This window comes from Clostridium algoriphilum (assembly GCF_020443705.1).
GTDB lineage: Bacteria > Bacillota > Clostridia > Clostridiales > Clostridiaceae > Clostridium_AD > Clostridium_AD algoriphilum.
The window spans coordinates 108,101-130,162 of record NZ_JAIZZK010000007.1; the positions used below are offsets into that span (position 1 = coordinate 108,101).

13 protein-coding genes and 1 riboswitch are annotated in these 22,062 nt (G+C 31.1%); of the genes, 9 read left to right on the plus strand and 4 right to left on the minus strand.

All coding sequences use genetic code 11. The annotated features are described in order from the left end of the window. The first annotated feature begins 124 nt into the window (after nucleotides 1–124). From LGK95_RS08015 to lysA, 3 genes are all read left to right on the plus strand, one after another. On the plus strand, nucleotides 125–577 hold the full coding sequence (locus LGK95_RS08015; RefSeq protein WP_226123922.1) for an S-ribosylhomocysteine lyase: 453 nt from the start codon (nucleotides 125–127) through the stop codon (nucleotides 575–577). A gap of 97 nt (nucleotides 578–674) precedes the next feature. Continuing rightward, nucleotides 675–845: riboswitch (Lysine riboswitch) on the plus strand. A gap of 147 nt (nucleotides 846–992) precedes the next feature. After that, a complete protein-coding gene (locus LGK95_RS08020; protein ID WP_226123924.1) occupies nucleotides 993–2,192 on the plus strand; it encodes an aspartate kinase in 1,200 nt (399 codons plus the stop codon). Nucleotides 2,193–2,218: 26 nt separating this feature from the next. Then, entirely contained in the window at nucleotides 2,219–3,517 is a 1,299-nt protein-coding gene (gene lysA / locus LGK95_RS08025; protein WP_226123926.1) for a diaminopimelate decarboxylase, read from the plus strand. A 349-nt stretch (nucleotides 3,518–3,866) separates the two neighbouring features. Here lysA and LGK95_RS08030 read toward each other — a convergent pair whose 3' ends face one another. After that, nucleotides 3,867–4,412 carry a GNAT family N-acetyltransferase gene (locus tag LGK95_RS08030; protein WP_226123928.1) on the minus strand — a complete coding sequence of 182 codons (546 nt, stop codon included), beginning with the start codon at nucleotides 4,410–4,412 and terminating at the stop codon, nucleotides 3,867–3,869. Nucleotides 4,413–4,640: 228 nt separating this feature from the next. Here LGK95_RS08030 and LGK95_RS08035 point away from each other — a divergent pair, with 228 nt between their 5' ends. Then, on the plus strand, nucleotides 4,641–5,333 hold the full coding sequence (locus LGK95_RS08035; protein ID WP_319001907.1) for a CsxC family protein: 693 nt from the start codon (nucleotides 4,641–4,643) through the stop codon (nucleotides 5,331–5,333). A 99-nt stretch (nucleotides 5,334–5,432) separates the two neighbouring features. Here the strand turns inward: LGK95_RS08035 and LGK95_RS08040 are convergent, their stop codons facing one another. Beyond that, nucleotides 5,433–6,620, minus strand: coding sequence for a cation diffusion facilitator family transporter (locus LGK95_RS08040; protein WP_226123930.1), 1,188 nt, complete (start codon nucleotides 6,618–6,620; stop codon nucleotides 5,433–5,435). A gap of 174 nt (nucleotides 6,621–6,794) precedes the next feature. On the opposite strand from LGK95_RS08040, the gene LGK95_RS08045 reads away from it, so the two are divergent. Next, the gene (locus LGK95_RS08045; RefSeq protein WP_226123931.1) at nucleotides 6,795–8,096 is read left to right on the plus strand and encodes a M18 family aminopeptidase; all 1,302 of its coding nucleotides are present in this window, start codon (nucleotides 6,795–6,797) and stop codon (nucleotides 8,094–8,096) included. Nucleotides 8,097–8,260: 164 nt separating this feature from the next. Further along, nucleotides 8,261–16,891 (plus strand): GH36-type glycosyl hydrolase domain-containing protein, encoded by an 8,631-nt coding sequence (locus tag LGK95_RS08050; RefSeq protein WP_226123933.1) that lies wholly within the window; start codon nucleotides 8,261–8,263, stop codon nucleotides 16,889–16,891. A gap of 49 nt (nucleotides 16,892–16,940) precedes the next feature. Here the strand turns inward: LGK95_RS08050 and LGK95_RS08055 are convergent, their stop codons facing one another. Further along, a complete protein-coding gene (locus tag LGK95_RS08055; RefSeq protein ID WP_226123939.1) occupies nucleotides 16,941–17,162 on the minus strand; it encodes a hypothetical protein in 222 nt (73 codons plus the stop codon). Between the two features lie 385 nt (nucleotides 17,163–17,547). Here LGK95_RS08055 and LGK95_RS08060 point away from each other — a divergent pair, with 385 nt between their 5' ends. The 3 genes from LGK95_RS08060 to LGK95_RS08070 all read left to right on the plus strand — a co-directional run bounded on the left by LGK95_RS08060 (nucleotide 17,548) and on the right by LGK95_RS08070 (nucleotide 21,499). Beyond that, nucleotides 17,548–17,922: a desulfoferrodoxin gene (locus tag LGK95_RS08060; RefSeq protein ID WP_226123941.1), complete on the plus strand. Its 375-nt coding sequence runs from the start codon at nucleotides 17,548–17,550 to the stop codon at nucleotides 17,920–17,922. Nucleotides 17,923–18,311: 389 nt separating this feature from the next. After that, nucleotides 18,312–19,310, plus strand: coding sequence for a tryptophan--tRNA ligase (gene trpS, locus LGK95_RS08065; protein WP_226123943.1), 999 nt, complete (start codon nucleotides 18,312–18,314; stop codon nucleotides 19,308–19,310). Between the two features lie 590 nt (nucleotides 19,311–19,900). After that, entirely contained in the window at nucleotides 19,901–21,499 is a 1,599-nt protein-coding gene (locus tag LGK95_RS08070; protein ID WP_226123945.1) for a peptide chain release factor 3, read from the plus strand. Between the two features lie 59 nt (nucleotides 21,500–21,558). Here the strand turns inward: LGK95_RS08070 and LGK95_RS08075 are convergent, their stop codons facing one another. Continuing rightward, nucleotides 21,559–21,714 (minus strand): DUF5670 family protein, encoded by a 156-nt coding sequence (locus LGK95_RS08075; RefSeq protein ID WP_226123947.1) that lies wholly within the window; start codon nucleotides 21,712–21,714, stop codon nucleotides 21,559–21,561. Nucleotides 21,715–22,062: the final 348 nt, after the last annotated feature.

Below are 22,062 nucleotides of genomic sequence, written 5' to 3' on the forward strand. Positions count from 1 at the left end.
TGAACAAAGAGATTCTCCTTTGCACTGTTTTTTATGTATATATTGTAGTAAAATTGTAAGTAGGTAAAAAAGTGTTTACAATATAAAAAAATACTTAATTAATAAATTTAGGAGGTAAGATTATATGGTTAAAGTTGAAAGTTTTTCATTAGATCACACAAAGGTTGCGGCACCTTTTGTAAGAAAATGTGAGGTGAAGACAGGGGAAAAGGGTGATAAAGTAACAAAATTTGATTTAAGATTCATGCAACCTAATGAAGAGTTTATGAATATATCAGCTATTCATACCTTAGAGCATTTGCTTGCTGGATATATGAGAGAAGTAATGGACGGAATTATAGACATTTCACCTATGGGCTGTAGAACAGGTTTTTACATGATTGCATGGAATGAAGTTAGTGTGGACAAGGTTATAGAAACACTAAATTATGCATTGAAAAAGGTATTAGAAACAAAAGAAATACCGGCAGCTAATGAAGTCCAATGCGGAAATTATAGAGATCATTCTTTAGAGGGTGCAAAAGAACTTGCAAGCATGCTTTTAAAGAAGGGTATAAGCAGCGAAATATATAAATAGTATAGATAAATTTATATTTTACCAAAAATCCCTATAATTGATACTTGTGATTATAAACGTACTGTGATAAACTAGAAACTAATAAAATAAGTAAACTACCTAGGGTAGAGGTGCTGTAACTAAGAGTACTTGTTCGGAGTCGACAGATGAAGAGGAATAAGAAAAGGAGCTATAGCCGAAGAAAATAGATTGGTAAAGTTATTTTCTGGGTTTGTATATAATATATACAAAATTGTCACTGATTTTTCAGTGGAGAGCTACAAGGTACACGAAGTTTGTATAAAAATATATAATTTATGCAGCAAGGGTGTTCCTTTGCTGTATTGTTTTTTTTTGGAGTTAAAACATTTAAAATGATTAGTAGTTTGGTTTGTAATATACAAAATTCGTAAATATTATTAGGAGTGATTTTATTATGGCAGTAGTTGTTCAAAAATATGGGGGTTCATCTGTAGGGACTACAGAGAAAATTAAAGGTATTGCACAATGTATAGTAAAGAGAAAAAATAAAGATACGGATTTAGTCATAGTAGTATCGGCTATGGGGGATACTACAGACGATTTATTGGCTCTATCAAAAGGGATAGGAGAATATCCGGATAAAAGAGAACTAGATGCACTATTATCAACCGGAGAAATAATTTCAAGTGCACTTTTAGCCATGGCAATTAAGAGCCTGGGATATGATGCCATAAGTTATACCGCTTATCAAATTGGAATTCGGACTAGTGGACAATATGGTAAAGCGTTAATTGAAGATGTACATGGAAATAAAATTAAAAAAAGCTTAAAAGAAGGTAAAATTGTAATAGTTGCTGGTTTCCAAGGAATAAATGGAGAAGGTGATATTACAACACTCGGTAGAGGTGGTTCTGATACTACAGCTGTTGCTTTAGCTGTTAAGCTTGATGGAAGATGTGAAATATACACTGATGTTTCTGGAATATATAGTGTTGATCCTAGAGCTTATAGCGATGCTAAAAAGTTAGATGAGATAGAATATGAAGAGATGCTTGAGCTCGCAAGTTTGGGAGCTCAAATAATGCATTCAAGGTCAATAGAGCTTGCTCAAAAATATAGTATACCTATATATGTAGGCCTTAGTAATAGTGATATAAAAGGAACTGTAATCAAGGAGGTAAAGAACATGAATATGGAAAGTAAACCAGTAACAGGAATTGCTACGAGCGATGATGATGTGGAAGTGACACTTAAGAATATACCTAAAGATGTGAATATATTAGCTACCATTTTTGAAGCTATAGGAAGTAAAAGAGTTAATATAGATATGATAAGTCAATCATCACCTGTAGATGGAATGGTAAGTGTATCATTCACAATACCTAAAGATAACTTAAAGGATAGTTTAAAAATTATAAAAAAATTAACAGTGGATACTAAAGTTATAGTTGATGAGGATATAACTAAATTTTCAATGGTGGGACTGGGCATGAAGACAACCTCTGGTGTAGCTGCTAGAATGTTTAGAGTTTTTAGCAAAAACAATATTGAGATTAAAATGATTACTACATCCGAAATAAGGATTACTTGTGCTATCAAAACAGGAGATAAATCAAAGGCTATACAAGTTATTGCAAAAGAATTCAACTTATAAACAAAAGGATTGAAGGAGGGAAATATATGAAATTATTTGGTAATATAAAAAATGATGATAATAAACTAAGTATTGCAGGTGTTAGTGCAGAGGTTCTAGCCAAGGAATACGGTACCCCTCTTTACATAATGGATGAACAACTTATTCGAGATAATTGTAGAAGGTTTTATAAATCTTTTAAAGCTGGTACTGAGAATAATAAAGTGGCTTATGCGGGAAAAGCATTTTTAACTATCGCTATGTGTGAAATTATAAAATGCGAAGGGTTATATTTAGATGTAGTTTCAGGAGGAGAATTATATACTGCCTATAAGGCTGGATTTCCATTAGATAAGGTATATTTCCATGGTAATAATAAAACTATTGATGAGATAAAAATGGCAATAGAACTTGGAGTGGGTACTTTTGTAGTAGATAATCTTCATGAAATGGAGATCATCAATGAAAATGCAAAGGAGAAAGGCATTATGCAAAGAGTTCTTCTTAGAGTAACTCCTGGTATAGAGGCTCATACTCATGATTATATAAAAACTGGACAAATTGATTCAAAGTTTGGATTTACTATATTAAATAACGAATTAGAAGAAGTTATAAAAACTGCATTAACGCTTTCAAACATAAAACTTGCAGGACTCCATTGCCATATAGGATCTCAAATTTTTGAGTTAGAACCTTATAAAGATGCTGTAAATATAATGACTACTTTAATTAAACACATAAAAGAAAAATTCAGTTATGATATAGAGGAATTAGATTTAGGTGGCGGATTTGGTGTTTATTATGACCATGGTGATGAGCCGAAGGAAATAGAGGAGTTTTGCTTCGCAATACTTGAGGAAACCAAAATTAAGTCAAAAGAATATGGAATAAAACAACCAATTCTTGTTATAGAACCAGGCAGATCAATTGTGGCTAATGCAGGTATTACATTATATACTGTAGGTGCTATAAAGGATATACCAGAAGTTAGAAAGTATGTGGCAGTTGATGGTGGAATGACAGATAATATAAGACCTGCCTTATACAATGCACAATATCAATGTGTACTCGCAAATAAAATAGATGGACCTTGTACCGAGGTAGTTACAATAGCCGGTAAGTGTTGCGAAAGTGGAGATATATTACTCGAAGGTGTTAAGTTACCAAAAGTAAGTAGTGGAGACCTTGTGGCTGTACTTTCAACTGGTGCTTATGGATATTCAATGAGCAGTAATTATAATAAAATACCTAGGGCAGCTGTAGTTTTAGTAAACGAAGGCACTCATAGATTTATATGTAAAAGACAAACTTACCAAGATATGATTAGCAACGAAGTGTGTTTATAATCAATGCAGTATAAATTTTATTTCTGAGTGCATTGTAACGGAGCTTCAAACTGGAAATTGTATTAAAAAAATTCAATAGTTTCTTCGCCTAAGTATTTTAAAGAGATTATTATGAAATATATTGAAGGTATAAAGTAACTATTTATATTTTCAAATATTGTGAAAAGCAAGAGCAGAGATTTCTGCTCTTGCTTTAGTTAGTTTAAGGTATAACGCAGTATAGTTAGGCCCTCAATCATACATTAAACAAATTGTATCATTGCCATTGTATGGCTTTTGCTAGTCGTCAAATGTGTATGATTTAAACATGAGCATTTTGATATGTAGTATATTTTCTTTATAGTGTCATCTATAAAGAGGGAAAAGATAACTCATAGATATTTTCGTTTTCGACAAAGTCTTTTATTAATAAATCTGTTATATGTAATTCTCCACTTTTTAGTAATGTATAATTTTTATTTCTCGCATATTTACTGAATGAATGCATTGATTCCATATTATCCGTATCAATTGATGCATAAAGTGAATAGATATCTTGTTTTTTTATCACTTTAACAACGGTATCAATTAGAATTTGAGCTAAGCCCATTTTTCTAAAACCAGGTAATACTGCCATTTGCCATATGAAAAATACATTATTGAATGATTTTATCGAAGTTATAAACCCTATAATCTTATTATCATACGAAATTTTAAACGAACACTCACTAAAAAAATTAGCAATTACCCAGTATGTATATGGTGTATGCATGTCAAGTGGATTACATTTACTAACACACCTGCGAATTTCTGGAATATCATTAATTGTAATATTATTTATCTTATAATTATCAATATTTTTTGCGGTGGAATCATTTTTACTTACCTCTTTTGAAATTTTATCACAAATACCCATATAAATTCCTCCTATTAATCTCATTTATGCAATTATATCATATATATAAATATGTTGGTATTGTAGCAATAAACCTATATAACTACATAACACACTACTTACAACTGGTTTAAAGTATAATACTTTTGTATTCATTAACCCCTGAGAAATTATTCTAAAGTAACACTTTTTTTATTTCTTCATATTATGTAGAAGGTCTTGAGACCTCAATAAAAGGAGGAATTACCTTTGGAAAAGAATCAAATTGTACATCCTTGCGATAATTGTGGTAAAATTATTAGTTCACAAACATTACCTTTAAGTAGTGGAACTACTATTACACCATACGGTATTAATGGCCCTCTAGTAGCTAAAATCCCTGTAGTACTTGGCGAAAGAGAGATTCAAATAGATGTTGAAGCTGTGTTTAAATTAAACGAACCATTCTTTGAAATTAAAAGAATAAAGAAAGATGTATTTTTAACTCAATGTAAACTACTTCCAAGATCAGGTGCAATTGCTGCAGATGGCACTCTCATTTCTGGGAAATTATTTATAAGTGGATTCGTAAGAAAAAATATAGAATACGCTACTGCTGACTGTGTAGAAAAAGAAATTGTAAGTGGGAGAATTGCTCATACAACAATAGAGGTCCCATTTACAGCTGTAACAGAAGTTGTATATGCAGTGCCACCGGTAGTTAATGCATCTTCTGGAGATAGTACAACTTTTACTGAAAGCCCATACTGTGAATTAGAAGGAGTAAGGATTTTTGAAGACGATATTAATACAGATCCTTTACACCATAAAACTAATTCAAATGTACAGCTTTATAATAAAGTAACCGAAAAAATGGTTATATATATTAGACTTAAAGTATTACAATTACAACAGGTAAATATTGAATATATTAGGTATGACGATTCCGATTGCGACGAATAAATATCCCATTATAGACATTTAAATATAACCGTTTTTCTAAAAAATATTATTCTTTAGAAAAACGGTTATTATTAAGTAGCTATATATACTTTTTTAACTTTATTGTACCCCTATATAATCTCTATCTATTGTCATCACGGCATTATAATTCGGGTAGATTTTCTTTAGTTCTATATTAATATTGGATTCTAAGTGTAGTTCGTCTCCTTCTGAAAAGCTGGGATTAAAATCAATAACAACATCGAAAATTAAATTCTTATGTTCGCCTTCTCCTACAATTCTAAAGTCATGAATTGATTTTATTATAGAAAAAAATTTTAAAACACCTAAAAGTTCTAAACGGGAGGCTTTAACTTCTTCGTCAGCTGTATTTATAGGGTCCATGTGAATAACTAGATAAAGGTTAAATTCCTCAGAAATTTCTTTTTCAGCTTTGTCTATAATTTCATGAATTTTAACTATAGATATATCGCAAGGAACTTCTGCGTGAATAGATCCCATACACCTGCCAGGTCCGTAGTTATGGAGAACTAAATCATGGGCACCTGTAATATAGTCAAATGATAATAATTTTGATTGAATTCCTTTCACAAGTTCCATATCAGGAGCTTCACCAAGCAAGGGATTCATAGTTTTTTTAATGAGTGAATATCCGGCATAAATAATAATGATGGATACTAGTATTCCGATGTATCCATCTATTGGAAAGTCAATCCAGATAGATAGAAGCAGGGATAGTGCAACGCAGCTTGAACTAATTACATCACTTAATGCATCAGTGGAGGAAGCTTCTAGGGCGGAAGAGTTTATTGCCTTGCCCATAGTTTTATTAAATTTACTAATCCAAATTTTAGCACCTATAGAGACTAATATTAATATAAATGGTACAAGGCTAAAGATTACTTTTGATGGATGAATAATTTTATTAAATGAGGTTTTAATAAATTCAAAACCTACTATAATTACTATAAAGGAGACTATAAGTCCGGAAATATATTCTAGTCTTCCATGGCCAAAAGGATGTTCTTTGTCAGGCGGTTTACTAGCCAATTTAAAGCCTAAGATTGTAATAACTGACGATGCTACATCTGAAAGATTGTTAAAAGCATCTGCAATAATTGCTATGCTATTTGTTATTAATCCTACAATTAATTTAGTAGCAAAAAGAATTATGTTTAAAATAATTCCAACTAAGCCACCTAAGTAACCATAAGAATCTCTTACTTTTTTGTTATTAGTGTCTTGATAATTTTTTATAAACTTTGAAATTAAAAATTTTGATAACATATTCCACCTCTGATTATATAGTATAAATAAAAATATTTATTTTAAACATTTTACTTATAATTAATTATAGCATTTTTTTAGATTATATAGAAATATTATCAAAAAAATTTGTTATACTAATAAAAGGAATAAGCAAAGTGCTTATATGCCTTAACATTCATTGGAGGAATATATATGAGTAAAGAATTAGAATTTGCCCAAAATCTTATTGATTATATTTATGATAGTCCAACCGCTTATCATGCTGTAGCAAAGGCTAAGGAAGATTTATGCAAAGATGGATTTGTGGAGATTAAAGAAGAAGAGAAGTGGAACCTTAAAAAAGGTGGAAAATATTTTGTTACTAAAAATGATTCTGCACTAACTGCTTTTGTAGTTGGAAACGGAAAAATCGAGGAAAATGGTTTTAAAATTATTGGAGCACATACAGATTCACCCAGTTTTAGAATTAAACCAAAACCGGAAATGGTAGTAGATAATATATATGTGAAACTAAACACAGAGGTTTATGGTGGACCTATAATAAACACCTGGATGGATAGGCCCCTGGCAATAGCTGGACGGGTAACTCTAAGAGGTAAAAACATTCTATATCCAGAAACTAGATTAGTAAATATTAATAGGCCAATACTTATAATCCCAAATGTTGCTATTCATATGAATAGAGATGTTAATTCTGGTATTGAACTAAATAAACAAAAGGATACATTACCATTACTTTCAATGGTGAGTGGAGAATTTGAAAAAAACAATTACCTATTGACTGCAATAGCAAAAGAATTGTGCGTAGATATCAAACAAATTATTGATTTTGATTTATTTCTTTATGAATACCAAAAGGGATCAATTATTGGAATAAACAATGAATTTATTTCAAGTTCGAGATTAGATGATTTAGCGATGGTACATGCTGGAATAAGAGCACTCTCTAAAACACCAGTTGCAGATGCAACTAATGTATTGGTCTGTTTTGATAACGAAGAAGTAGGAAGTTCAACAAAGCAAGGTGCTGACTCGAATATGCTAGTTAACATCTTAGAGCGAATTACAATATGTTTAGATAAAAATCGTGAGGATTTTTTGAGAGCTATTTCTAAATCTTTTATAATATCTGCCGATAATGCGCATGCACTTCATCCTAATAGTCCTGAAAAAAATGATCCAACGAATAAGCCTTACATGAATAAAGGCCCAGTTATAAAAATTAGTGCAAATCAAAGTTATACAACTGATAGCAACTCTGATGCAGTTTATGAATTGGTTTGTGAAAAAGCAGGGGTACCTATGCAAAAGTTTGTAAATCGATCTGATGCCAGGGGAGGTTCAACTATAGGGCCAATATCTTCAACTCATTTAAATATACGCTCTGTAGATATTGGAAGTCCAACTCTAGCCATGCATTCTATAAGAGAACTAGGAGGAGTATTGGATCATACTTATGTTACAAAGTCTTTTGAAGAATTTTATAAAATTTAATAAAAATAAACTTAAATCGATCAAACAAAAGGCTTACAATAATTTATTGTAAGTTTTTTTGTTATTTTTACTAATAATTAAACAGTTAGTTGGAGATAATAATTTCAACTAGTCCTAAAACTTTACAAATATTATCAACAAAATGTGTTAAAGGGGTGTTTATAATGCCATATGTTATATTAGGGGCAATAGTCGTGATAAGTATTTTAATTTACATAGTGGTAAGAAAAAACTTGAGTTATTATCAAGAGGAAAACTTACTAAAAGATGTTCCAACTATAAACGTTAACGGGGAAGATTTGGAAAAACATGCCTTTGAAATAGCACGTCATTACTCTGATATCAAGAATACTAATTGCAAGAAAAAGCTTATTAGTAATTTAGATAGAAGTTATGAAAAAATTTTAAAAGGTTACGAGAACATTGATAAAGAAGGTAAAAATAAAAAAGAGGTATTACCTGCTGCAGAATGGCTCTTAGATAACTTATACTTGGTAGAAAAAGAGTATAAAAGTATAAAATATAATATGCCACAAACATATTATAAAGACTTACCTGTGATATACAAAGGAGTTATGAAGGGTTATCCAAGAGTTTACCATATCGCTATTGAAATAGTATCTCATACTGATGGTAGGATGGATGAGGCTGTTATTGAAAACTTTATTAGTGCATACCAAAAAAATGCAGTACTTTCAAGTGGTGAACTTTGGGCTATTCCTATAATGCTTAGAATAGCTTTAATTCAAAATATTAGCAAGATAACGGAGAAAATTGTTAAAGTAGAGCAGGATAAAAAAGAAGCAGAGTTAGTTGCAGAGCGATTAATTAATGCTTTTACTGAAGGTAAAATTGGCACGGAGGTTTCTTTATTAAATAGTCAAAAAATCTCATTTACTTCTCATTTTACAGAACGATTATTAAAATTGTTAAGAGATAATGGAATTGATTCTACTGAAGTTTATAATTATATAGATGAGAAGCTTAGTGCTCAGGAGATGAGTTCTGAAAGAGTTATAGCTTTAGAACATCAAATAGAAGCTAATTTTGAAATATCCATGGCCAACAGCATTAATAGCATAAGAGTAATTGGAGGCTTAAATTGGAAGGATTATTTCGAAAAACTAAGCTCTGTTGAGAGTACTTTAAGAGAGGATCCTTCTGGAATTTATAACAAGATGGATTTTCAATCTAGAGATGCCTATAGACATCAAATAGAAAAATTATCAAAACACACAAAACTTCCAGAATCGTATATAGCAAAAAAAACAATTGAATGTTGCAACGCGAGTGAAGATTTAGAAAGTAACACTTATAAAAAGCATGTTGGCTATTACTTAATAGATGATGGGATTAATAAATTAAAAGAAGAAATAGGATATAAAAACATTGGGATACAAGGGCTTATAAATAGAATAAATAAGAATAAAGAAAATTATTATATAGGTACTATTATTATATTCACAATGTTATTAGGGTGTTTTATAATTATCAGTAGCTTATTGAATGATAATAACAAAGATTTATGGAGATATATTTTAGCAGGAATAGTTATACTAGTGCCATGTAGTGAGATAGTAATATCTATTTTTAATTGGAGCTTAAGTGTTCTAAGTAATCCATCTTTTATTCCGAAAATGGATTTGAATGTAGAAATACCAGAAAAATATAGTACGGTTGTTGTAATTCCAACTTTATTGAATAATTCTAGTAGGGTAGTTGAATTAATAAATGACTTAGAAATATATTATTTAGCAAATAGACAAGAAAATTTATTCTTTGCTTTATTGGGGGACTTTAAGGACAGTGATAACGAAAAAGAAAAGGAAGATAAAGAAATAAATGATGCAGGAATTTTAGCTATAGAATTATTAAATAAGAAATATTGTAATTCTGATAAGAAGATATTCTTTTTCTTGAATAGATATAGGCAATACAATAAAAAGGAAAAGAAGTGGATTGGACTCGAGAGAAAACGTGGAAAACTTATGGAGTTTAATCAATTTTTAAGAGGTAGTAAAAAGACTAGTTACAATGTAATAAGCAGCAATGCTGAGAATCTTTTAAAGGTTAATTATGTTATTACATTAGATGCAGACACAATGCTACCAAGGGACGCTGCAAAAAAGCTTATAGGTGCTATGGCGCATCCATTAAATAATGCTGTTATAAATTATAGTAAAAAGAAAGTAATTAGAGGATATGGTTTAATGCAACCAAGAATAGGTGTATCTATTCTTAGTGCAAATAAAACTTTATTTTCAAAAATATTTTCAGGTGAAACAGGCATAGATATATATAGCACTGCAGTGTCTGATGTATACCAAGATATATTTGGAGAAGGTATCTTTACTGGAAAAGGGATTTATAATGTAGATGTGTTTAACTATATGTTAAAAGACCAAATACCTGAAAATACTGTATTAAGTCATGACTTGTTAGAAGGATCTTTTGTTAGGACTGCATTAGTTACAGATGTGGAGTTTATAGATGGATATCCAGCTTATTATAATTCTAGTTCTATGAGGTTACATAGATGGACTAGAGGTGATTGGCAACTATTGCCATGGCTAAAAAAAGCTTCACCATTAAATAAATTATCTAAATGGAAAATATTTGATAATTTAAGAAGAAGCTTATTATCACCTTCAATTACAATTTTGATTATACTTGCCTTAGGAGGAATATTGCCTAATGGAACAGATAAATGGGTTATTGCAGCTTTTATTGCAATTTTATCACCTATTCTTTTTGATGTAACTGAAGCTGTGGTTTCTCCTGCTATAGGTATAAGTTTATCTGGCAAAGTACAAAATGGTAAAATGGCTATAGAACAAACATTTTTGATTATATGCTTTATACCTTATCAAGCATATATGATGTTAGATGCGATTATAAGAACATTATATAGGTTACTTATAAGCAGAAAAAATTTATTGGAATGGCAGACGGCAGCTGACGTAGAAGTAAAATCAGGAAAAAAGCTTAAAAATTTTGTATCTTCTATGTGGGTTGGGAGTGCTGTTTCAATCTTAATTTTATTTCTATCATTTCATTCAAGTAGGAGTATTGGAATTCTTAGTATACCTTCATGTGTGCTTTGGTTTTTAAGCCCTATACTTGCATATGTAATAAGTCGTGATAGAAATGTAGAAACTTTGGAAATGCTCGAGGTCGAAAATATTTTCCTCAGAAAATTAAGTAGAAAAACATGGGCATATTTTGAGGATTTTGTTAATGAAGAAAATAATTGGCTTGGACCGGATAATTATCAAGAAGATCCACCTAATGGATTAGCTAATAGAACTTCACCAACCAATATGGGCATGGAATTAACATCAAACCTAGTTGCTTATGATTTAGGATATATAGGGATTATAGATTTTACATGCAGAGTAGAAAAGATTATGACTTCAATGGAAACTATGGATATGTACAATGGTCATTTTTATAATTGGTATGATACTTTAACTAAGACTCCGCTTTATCCTAGGTATATATCAACAGTGGATAGTGGAAATTTAGTTGGATACCTATGGATAGTTGCACAGTCGCTTGAAGAATATTTAGGCAATCCAATATTTAGTATTGCTAAAACTAAGGGCCTACAAGATATTACAAGGCTCGCTAGTGAAGAAACGGAAACATTCAATGATGCAAAAGAATTATATCATGATGTTATTCGAAGTTTGAACAATGATAAAATTGATTTTGAATGTTTTAAAACTCTGCTTGTAGATATGTCATTAAAAACTGTAGAAGTAGAAAAAATAGTGGTAAATAAAGAATTATATTGGAATAAAAAACTTAAAAATGACGTGGCTCGATTCTTAGACGAGATAAATGAGTTTTTCCCTTGGTTTGATTATGCTTACGAAAAAAACTTTGATTCAGACCTTGGTAAATCATTAAAAGATTTAATTGAAAACGCAACGCTAGTCAGTATACCAGAAAAAACAACCAATATATTAAATAGGCTCAATAGTAATTTAAAAGGTGATAAATCCTTAGCAAAACTCAGAATTATGTTACAACAGACAAAAGAAAAATCTCAGAATATTATTAATACTATACTGAAATTAAAAGAAAGAATAAATTTAATGTCAGAAAACACTGATTTTAAAATGTTATATGACGAAGACAGAGAGCTGTTTAGAATTGGATATGATGTTGAAAATGATAGTTTAGGTAAGAGTTATTATGACTTATTAGCTTCTGAGTCAAGGCAGGCTAGTTTTGTTGCCATAGCAAAAGGAGATGTTCCAAAAAAACATTGGTTTAAGCTTGGTAGGTCTATGACTCTTATGGGAAAAAGTAAGGGACTAGTCTCTTGGAGCGGAACCATGTTTGAATACATGATGCCTCTACTTATAATGAAAAATTATCCAGATACAATGCTTGATGAAACTTACAAATCTGTAATTGGAGCGCAAAAGAAATATTGTTATGAAAGAGGGGTGCCTTTTGGAATCTCAGAATCTGCATTTTATAATTTTGATTTAAATTCAAATTATCAATATAAGGCATTTGGAGTAGCTGGAGTAGGATTAAAGTCAGGGCTTGAAAATGAGTTGGTTATTGCACCATATTCTACTGTTATGGCACTCCAAACTGATTTTAGAGGCGCTTATGATAATCTTATAAAACTTAAATCAGAAGGATTAGAAGGAATGTATGGTTTTTATGAATCCGTAGATTATACTAAAAGTAGAATGTCTAATGATGATTCTAAGGAAATTATTAAGTGTTTCATGATTCATCATGAAGGAATGAGCTTAATGGCTTTAGATAATGTATTATTAAACAATATTCTTCAAAGAAGATTTCATGCTTTGCCAAAGGTCAAAGCAACGGAATTATTACTTCAAGAGAAAATTTCTAAAAGAGTAGTATACGATAGAAATTATAATTTTAATGTAACCGGAGATCCTATAGGTAAACAAAAAATTATAGTTAGAAAATATACAACAGCAAAAACAGAAACGCCAGAAACACATTTAATATCAAATGGAAATTATTCATTAATGATTTCTAATAGTGGTGCAGGATATTCTCTTCTAGATAAAACCATGATTTACAGATGGAAGGAAGATGTAACAAAAGACAATACGGGTATGTTCGTATATATTAAAGACGTTGATGAAAACAAATATTTCAGTACAACTTATGAACCTTGTAAAACGGAAGGTGATAGCTATGAGGTAACCTTCTCCTTAGATAAGGCAGAATTTACAAGGGTTGATAATGATATTACTACTCGAACGGATATTACTGTGTCTACAGAAGATAATTCAGAGGTAAGAAGATCATTCATTACGAATTATGGTACTACAAGTAAAAAGGTAGAGATAACTAGTTATTTTGAGGTAACGTTAGCTCATTATGATGCAGATATAGTGCATCCAGCTTTTGGAAATCTATTTGTGAAAACAGAGTATGTTGATAATCCTAGCTGTATATTAGCAACAAGGAGGCCTAGAGCGAAGGGAAAGAAACAACCTTGGATTATGCAAACTGTTGCAACTTCTGGCTCGACTTTAGGAACTATTCAATATGAGACTAGCAGAGTTAATTTCATAGGGCGTGGTGAAAACACAATACATCCTAAAGCAATGAAATTAGATGCACCTTTATCTAATACTGTTGGAGCTGTACTTGATCCTATAGTAAGTATAAGAAGAAGGGTTAAGATAAAACCTGGTGAAACTTGTATTATAGCATTTACTACCGCAATAGCTGATAGTAAAGCCGAAGTACTTGTATTAGCTAAAAAGTATAGTCAGTTTCATAATATAAATAGGGTGTTTGAGCTTGCGTGGAGTCAAACCCAGGTAGATATGAAATATTTAGGTATAAAATCTACTCAAGCAAACTTATACCAAGTAATGGCTTCTAAAATATTATTTTTAAATTCTACGATTAGGCAAAGAGAAGAATATATAAGAAGGGTAAAAAAGGGACAATTCACCCTTTGGGGATATGGGATTTCTGGAGACTTGCCTATAATGCTCCTCATTGTACGTGAAAGCAAGGACAAGGACTTAGTTCGGCAACTACTGAACGCACATGAATACTTAAGTCTAAAAGGGTTAAAGGTTGATTTGGTAATAATAAATCTTCAAAAAACCTCGTATGATCAACCTTTGCAGACTGATATTAAGGATTTAGTAGGAAGTAGTCACTTAAGAGATAAAGAAAATAAACCGGGGGGACTCTTTGCACTTAATAAAGTTAATATAATGGATGAAGATATAGAGCTTCTTATATCTATAGCTAGGATAGCAATAGATTCATGTAAGGGAATGCTTGTATCTCAAATTCAAAATAATAGTAAGAGAATAGAAAAGCAACCATTGTTACAAAGTGTAGAAAATAAATTCACTTTTAAAGAGCATAAGTTTAATATTGAATCATTAGAGTATTTTAATGATTTAGGAGGATTTAATGTAGAAAAAGACAATTATACCATTCTGCTTAAAAATTTTAATAATACACCAGCACCCTGGATAAATGTAATTTCTAATGGTGATTTTGGATTTCATGTATCAGAATGTGGATCAGCTTATACGTGGCACCAAAATAGCCGAGAAAATAAAATTACTACTTGGTCCAATGACTGGATTAGTGATGAATGTTCAGAAGCTTTATACCTGCGTGATGATATTCATGGTAATGTGTGGAGTATTACACCTAAACCTATAAGGGATAATGGAGAATACTTAATTGAGCATGGTTTTGGATATTCAAAATTCAGTCATGAAGCCTATGGCATTATGGGTGAAGTAACTATGTTCGTACCAATGGAGAAGAATATTAAATTGTGCAAAATAAAACTTAAAAATAATAGTAATATAGTTCGTGAATTAAGTATGACGTACTATGCAGAACTTGTAATGGGAGTTGTTCCTCAACATACAGCTCAGCACATTGTTACTTATCTAAATGAAGAAAATGAATATATATATGCTACAAATTGTTATAGTCAGCATTTTGGTAAATTAACTGCTTTCTTAAAATTATTTGGTGGCGAAAAGCAAAGCTTTACTGGTAATAAAAGCGAATTTCTAGGTAGAGGAGGAAGCGTAGAAAATCCTGAGGCATTAAAGAGAGTAAGACTTTCAAACAATGTAGGCGCAGGGATGGACCCATGCTTTGCAGTTACAACAAAAATTCATTTAGAGCCAAACGTGGAAATTGAATTAATAGCAATGCTTGGTGAAAATGATAATTTAGATAATATAACTAATATTATAAAGGAATTTGAAGATTTTGAAAGAGTTGATTTTGAATTAGAATATGTTAAGAGTTATTGGAATAAGTTACTTCATACTGTGCAGGTTAAGACGCCAGATAAAAGTATGGATTTAATGTTAAATGGATGGTTAATGTATCAAACCATCGTATGTAGATTATGGGCAAGAACCGCCTTTTATCAATCAGGTGGAGCTTATGGTTTTAGAGATCAGCTTCAGGATGTTATGTCTTTAAGTATGATTGAACCTAGTATGACTAGAAAACAAATTTTATATAGTGCTTCAAGGCAATTTGTTGAGGGAGATGTTCAACATTGGTGGCATCCAGTTGTAGATAGTGGAATTAGAACAAGATTCTCAGATGACCTATTATGGTTACCTTATGTAACTATGGATTATATAAAAAATACGGGGGATTTTGCTATTCTAGATGAAGAAGCTAAATATTTAATGGATACGCCACTCGCTGATGGTGAAGATGAAAGATATAACATCTCAGGAAGTTCAGATTTTACAGGAAGTATATATGAACACTGCATAAAGGCCATAGATAGAGCTCTTAAATTCGGTCCACATAACATCCCATTAATGGGAAGTGGTGATTGGAATGACGGAATGAGTACCGTAGGTAACAAGGGAAAAGGTGAGAGTGTATGGCTCGGATGGTTCTTATATGATATATTAAATGATTTCTTTGAAGCTTGCACATATAAAAAAGATGATGAAAGACTTCAAAAATATAAAGATATGCAAGAATATATAAGAACAAATCTAGAAGAAAATGCATGGGATGGTAATTGGTATAGAAGAGCTTATTTTGATGATGGAACTCCACTTGGTTCATCTCAGAATGAAGAATGTCAGATAGATTCTTTATCTCAATCTTGGTCAGTTATATCAGGTGCTGCGAATAAAGAAAGAGCAGCTGTGGCTATGGATTCATTAGAACACTATCTAATAAAAGAAGATAATGGGATGATATTACTTTTAACTCCACCTTTTTATAAATCTAATTTGGAACCAGGTTATATTAAAGGTTACGTGCCAGGAGTTAGAGAAAATGGCGGGCAATATACACATGCTGCAACTTGGGTAATTCTTGCCTTTGCTAAACTTTACAAAGGTAATAAGGCAGCTAAGCTATATAATATGATAAACCCTATTAATCATACAAAGACCCTTACAGATTGTGAGATATATAAAACTGAGCCTTATGTAATGTCTGCCGATGTTTATGGAAAAAAACCTCATATAGGTCGAGGCGGGTGGAGTTGGTATACTGGAACCTCAGGATGGATGTATAGAACTGGAATAGAGGCTATCTTAGGGCTAAAACTAAAGGAGGGAAAAGGTTTTACAATTGAACCTTGTGTGCCAGATGAATGGTCACATTATGAGATTACTTATACAAAGGATAAATTTGAGTATGTGATTGAAGTTAAACGACAGGGAGATAAAGGAACTTGGCTTGATGGTAATTTATGTACAGACGGATTAGTTCCATTTGTAGATGGAGTGCACAAAGTACTGGTTATTATATAAAAAAAACAGATGACTTCTAAAAAGAAGTCATCTGTTTTTTTTTAAGGAATTAATCGTTTATATCATAAAGATCCTCATCATAAAGTTCTTCGCCACCAAAATAGGTATAGTCAAATTCAACATTAGATATATTCATAGAAACTATAGGATCAGTTACTGGGTCTGGTAACATAGTAGAATCTGTTTCAGAATAAGACCTTAAATCTTTGGGTTCAAGTTCATAAAAATCCCTTTGGTGTGGTGCATACATTGTTGCATTATCTTTAGACATATTATTACCTCCCTTTATAAACATATATAATAAATTATTTAAATGTAGATAATAAAATAATTTTATTATTTTATTATTATATGTTTATAACATTTAGTGTTCCACATAACAGAGAAAAAAATAACAGTAATATTAGGTTTATATAAGTAAAAATTAACAAAATGTCATTTCTGATAAATCTTTATTTTATTCAATTTAAATAAGTATTATGGTTGCATATAAGAAATTAGGTTAGAATATAATATATAGGTAAATAAAATTTTCTTAAAATAAAGGAAATTTTGAGTGAATGTAGAATATATAGAATTACTATCAATAAATAACTATTATATATTAAAAAATATATATTAGTCCTATTGGGTTCTAAATTTAAGGAGGGATAAAGATGACTGAATTAAGACAAATTTACAAATGTGGAATATGTGGAAATATAGTTGAAGTGGTTCATAACTCTGGAGGAACTTTAGTATGTTGCGGAAAAAATATGGTGCTTAAAGAAGAAAATACTCAAGAGGCAGCAGTCGAGAAACATATACCAGTTATTGAAAAAATACAAGGTGGAATTAAAGTTAAGGTTGGAGCAGTAGAACATCCATCACTTGAGGAACACCATATTGAATTTATAGAAGTACACACAGAGAATAAAGTCTACAGAAAATATTTAAAACCAGGAGAAAAACCAGAAGCTGAATTCAAAATAGACGAAGAAGTGTTATTTGTAAGAGAATATTGTAATTTGCACGGACTTTGGAAAGCATAAAATTTGAATTTTTGTTGATTATTTAAGTGAAAAGGTATATTATATTTATGAGGTATTTTTAATATCTTACAAATGTAATAGTCAATGATGAGAAGTAAGTAAATTTAAAAACAGATTTAAAGAGAGTCGTTGCAGGTGCGAATACGATAATTATGTTTAAATCGAATGGGTCTCTAAGATTCGGGATGAAGTACAGTAGTCCTTGACGTAAGCCTTACGTTACAAAGGTAGGATATCGTAGTGTATCTGTTTGAGAAGAAGCTTAATGAAGTTTCTAAGCATTAGGTGGTACAGTGTATAATGCGCCCTATGGATTTATCCGTAGGGCTTTTTTGTGTTTTAGGAGATTAAGAATTTTTTTGTCTAATTTATTTTAGGAGATGATTATTTTGGAAGGCGATAAAAAGGTAATATTTAGTGGTATTCAACCTTCGGGTGACTTAACTTTAGGAAATTATTTAGGGGCTATAAAAAATTGGGTTAAATTACAAGATGAATATGAATGCTATTTTTGTGTGGTGGATTTACACGCCATTACAGTAAAGCAAGAACCAAAGAATTTGAGAAGAAGAACATTAGAGATGTTAGCTATTTACTTAGCTTCAGGCATTGATCCTGAGAAAAACACCATGTTTATTCAATCACATGTGAGCGCTCATAGTGAAGCTGCTTGGCTTTTAACTTGTTCTACTTACATGGGAGAATTAAGCAGAATGACTCAATACAAACTTAAATCTAAAAATAGTGGAGGAAATATATCAGCAGGGTTATTTAACTATCCGGTGCTGATGGCAGCGGATATTTTATTATATCAAACTGATTTAGTGCCTGTGGGAAAAGATCAACTTCAACATCTTGAAATTGCTAGGGACATAGCTGAAAGATTCAATAGAATGTATAGTGATACCTTTGTAACACCTGAACCATATATAGGTAAATCGGGTGCTAAGATAATGGACTTACAAGAACCAGCTAAGAAAATGTCTAAATCAGGAGAGAATGTTAATGGATACATTTTAATAATGGACCCACCAGAAGTTATAAGAAAGAAAGTAAATAGATCAGTTACAGATAGCTTAGGGGTAGTTAAGTATAATGACGAACAATTAGGCGTTAAGAACTTAATGACCATTTTAATGACTATAACCGGTATTTCTATAGAAGAAATAGAAGCAAAATATGAAGGATTAGGTTATGCTCAATTTAAAAAAGATGTAGCAGAAGCAGTGGTTGCAGAACTTGAACCTATACAGATTAAGATTAAAGAATACATAGGGAAAAAGGCTTATTTAGAAGAAATTTATAAAAAAGGCGCTGAGAAAGCTAACTATGTTGCTAATAAGACATTAAGAAAAATGCAAAAGAAAATAGGATTTATACCAAGATAATAAAGTATTAAATTCTCCTGCGTGCCTTGCAGGCGAGCTCAGGACTGGAAATTCTATTAAGAAATTCTTCTTTTGCGAATATTAAATTTTCTATTGCTCACACTCGACGTCCTGTCTCGGGTTCGCTAGCCTGACTTCCTGTCAGGCTTACGACAATTTTATATTAGCAAAAGAAGAATTTCTAAATGGAATTTCAATAGCCCTTTCGCTTCTTTTTGCAAGTCACTTAGGAGAAAACTTATACAATTATCTAAAGTATATTGCGGGAAGTTCAAGGGAAAATGAAGGTAGAAACATGGAATTTGTGGGCACATAACAATTATTAATAGTTGTTATGTGTCCTAAGAAGTTGAAAGAGTTATTTAATATACAAACAAAATTTGTGATGTTTAGTTATATCAAGGAGTAAGGGGTATAGGTATGAAAGTTATAGTACAACCTTAGTTGACAGATATGGTGATAAAAGCTAAAATTGATAGGTAGAGTTTTGATAGGTGAAATTTTAGAATCACTAGGAGTTAAGCTAGTGGTTGTAGGAATATATATGCATGTACATAATTAAAAACTTTAAAAAAAGGAGAGTGATGACTTTGGCGGATTACATAAAAGAAATTAAAAAAAGAAGAACGTTTGCTATAATTTCTCATCCAGATGCTGGTAAAACTACACTGACAGAAAAATTATTATTATACGGTGGTGCAATTAGGCTAGCAGGTTCAGTTAAAGCTAGAAAAGCGTCTAAACATGCAGTCTCAGATTGGATGGAAATAGAAAAACAAAGAGGGATTTCTGTTACGTCTTCAGTTATGCAATTTAATTATAATGATTTTTGTATAAATATACTTGATACTCCAGGCCATCAAGATTTTAGTGAAGATACTTATAGAACTCTTATGGCAGCAGATAGTGCAGTAATGATTATTGATGGTGCAAAAGGAGTAGAAGCACAAACAAAAAAGTTATTTCACGTTTGTAGTATGAGAGAAATACCTATCTTTACTTTTATTAACAAGATGGATAGAGAAACTAGAGATATATTTGAACTTATGGAAGAGATAGAAAATGAATTTGGTATTAAATCTTACCCAATGAATTGGCCTATAGGTTGTGGGGTAGATTTTAAAGGGGTTTTTGATAGACGGACAAAGGAAATTATTGTTTTTGACGATGGAAAGCATGGTCAAATAGAAGCTAAAGAAACAAAAATTAGTGTTAATGATGAAAAGGCAATTGAACTTATTGGTGATTCGCTATATGAGAAACTTCTGGAAGATATGGAGCTTTTAGACGTAGCAGGTGATGATTTTGATTTAGACAAGGTGGCTACTGGAGAGCTTACCCCAGTATTTTTTGGAAGTGCCTCAACTAATTTTGGAGTTGAACCATTCCTGGATAACTTTTTAAAATTAACCCCACCTCCTTTGCCAAGAAACTCAAGTATAGGGAAAATTGATGTTTATAGCAAAGACTTTTCTGCTTTTGTTTTTAAAATTCAGGCTAACATGAATAAAGCTCACAGAGATAGGATTGCTTTTATGAGAATATGTTCTGGAGAGTTTGAAAAAGGCATGGATGTTTATCATGTGCAAGGTGGTAATAAGATAAAACTAGCGCAACCTCAACAATTTTTAGCACAAGAGAGAGAAATAGTGGAGACGGCTTATGCAGGAGATATCATTGGAGTATTTGATCCAGGTATATTTAGCATAGGGGATACTATATGTGCGTCTTCTAATAAATTTCAATTCGAAGGAATACCAATTTTTGCACCAGAACATTTTGCGAGGGTGAGAACTATTGATACCATGAAGAGGAAGCAATTTATAAAGGGTGTAACACAAATAGCTCAAGAGGGTGCAATTCAAGTATTTAAAGAACTTCATATAGGGATTGAACAAATTATAGTCGGTGTTGTAGGAGTTCTGCAGTTTGAAGTATTAGAATTTAGACTTAAAAATGAGTATAATGTGGATATTAAAATAGAGAGGTTAGTATTTAAACATATAAGGTGGATTGAAAATACTAACATAGATAAAGAAAAACTTAATTTGACTAGTGATACAAGAATAGTTAAAGACTTAAAGGATAGAGACTTACTACTGTTCCAAAATGATTGGGGTATTAGCTGGGCACTAGATCACAATAAAGGCTTGATTTTATCAGATATTGGTAAAGAAAGCGATATATAAAGAAATTAAAAAGAAATCTCTTGATAATATCAAGGGATTTCTTTATGTTAAATATGTTTTTACATGCTTCTCCGTTTGTTAGAAAAAACATCAATTATAAATACAATGGCGGCGATTATAAGTAAAATGTTAATTAAATCCCCACCTATCCTAAAGAGTATACCTATTAACCAGAATAATACCACAAAACCACCTAACCAACGTAAAACAGTCATATGAACACCTCCATTCATAAAAATACTATTTTAATAGAACAGTAAATATATAAGATTAAATTTATATACTAAAAGCAAATTCTTTTATAAAATTGATCCAACATACTATAGTATTGAATACTTTAGCAATCTATATGCAAAATGTATGTAAATTATATTGTAAAAGTGTATGCATACATTTGAAAAATAATTTATATTGTATATAATAGTACTAGAATGACTAACTGGATATTAAATGATAGTGTTAACTAACTTATGAAAAAACAGGAATGTAAATATTAGGGTTTTAATTGCACGTTGAAAAGTGAAAAAATACTTTGAAGAAATACAATGCAGTTTTGTTTGTAG

Excerpts from the sequence above, each read along its gene's own strand:
- LGK95_RS08015 (WP_226123922.1), top strand. The coding sequence starts at position 125 with ATGGTTAAAGTTGAAAGTTTTTCATTAGATCACACAAAGGTTGCGGCA.
- LGK95_RS08020 (WP_226123924.1), top strand. The coding sequence starts at position 993 with ATGGCAGTAGTTGTTCAAAAATATGGGGGTTCATCTGTAGGGACTACA.
- lysA (WP_226123926.1), top strand. The coding sequence starts at position 2,219 with ATGAAATTATTTGGTAATATAAAAAATGATGATAATAAACTAAGTATT.
- LGK95_RS08030 (WP_226123928.1), bottom strand. The coding sequence starts at position 4,412 with ATGGGTATTTGTGATAAAATTTCAAAAGAGGTAAGTAAAAATGATTCC.
- LGK95_RS08040 (WP_226123930.1), bottom strand. The coding sequence starts at position 6,620 with ATGTTATCAAAATTTTTAATTTCAAAGTTTATAAAAAATTATCAAGAC.
- LGK95_RS08045 (WP_226123931.1), top strand. The coding sequence starts at position 6,795 with ATGAGTAAAGAATTAGAATTTGCCCAAAATCTTATTGATTATATTTAT.
- LGK95_RS08050 (WP_226123933.1), top strand. The coding sequence starts at position 8,261 with ATGCCATATGTTATATTAGGGGCAATAGTCGTGATAAGTATTTTAATT.
- LGK95_RS08055 (WP_226123939.1), bottom strand. The coding sequence starts at position 17,162 with ATGTCTAAAGATAATGCAACAATGTATGCACCACACCAAAGGGATTTT.
- LGK95_RS08060 (WP_226123941.1), top strand. The coding sequence starts at position 17,548 with ATGACTGAATTAAGACAAATTTACAAATGTGGAATATGTGGAAATATA.
- LGK95_RS08075 (WP_226123947.1), bottom strand. The coding sequence starts at position 21,714 with ATGACTGTTTTACGTTGGTTAGGTGGTTTTGTGGTATTATTCTGGTTA.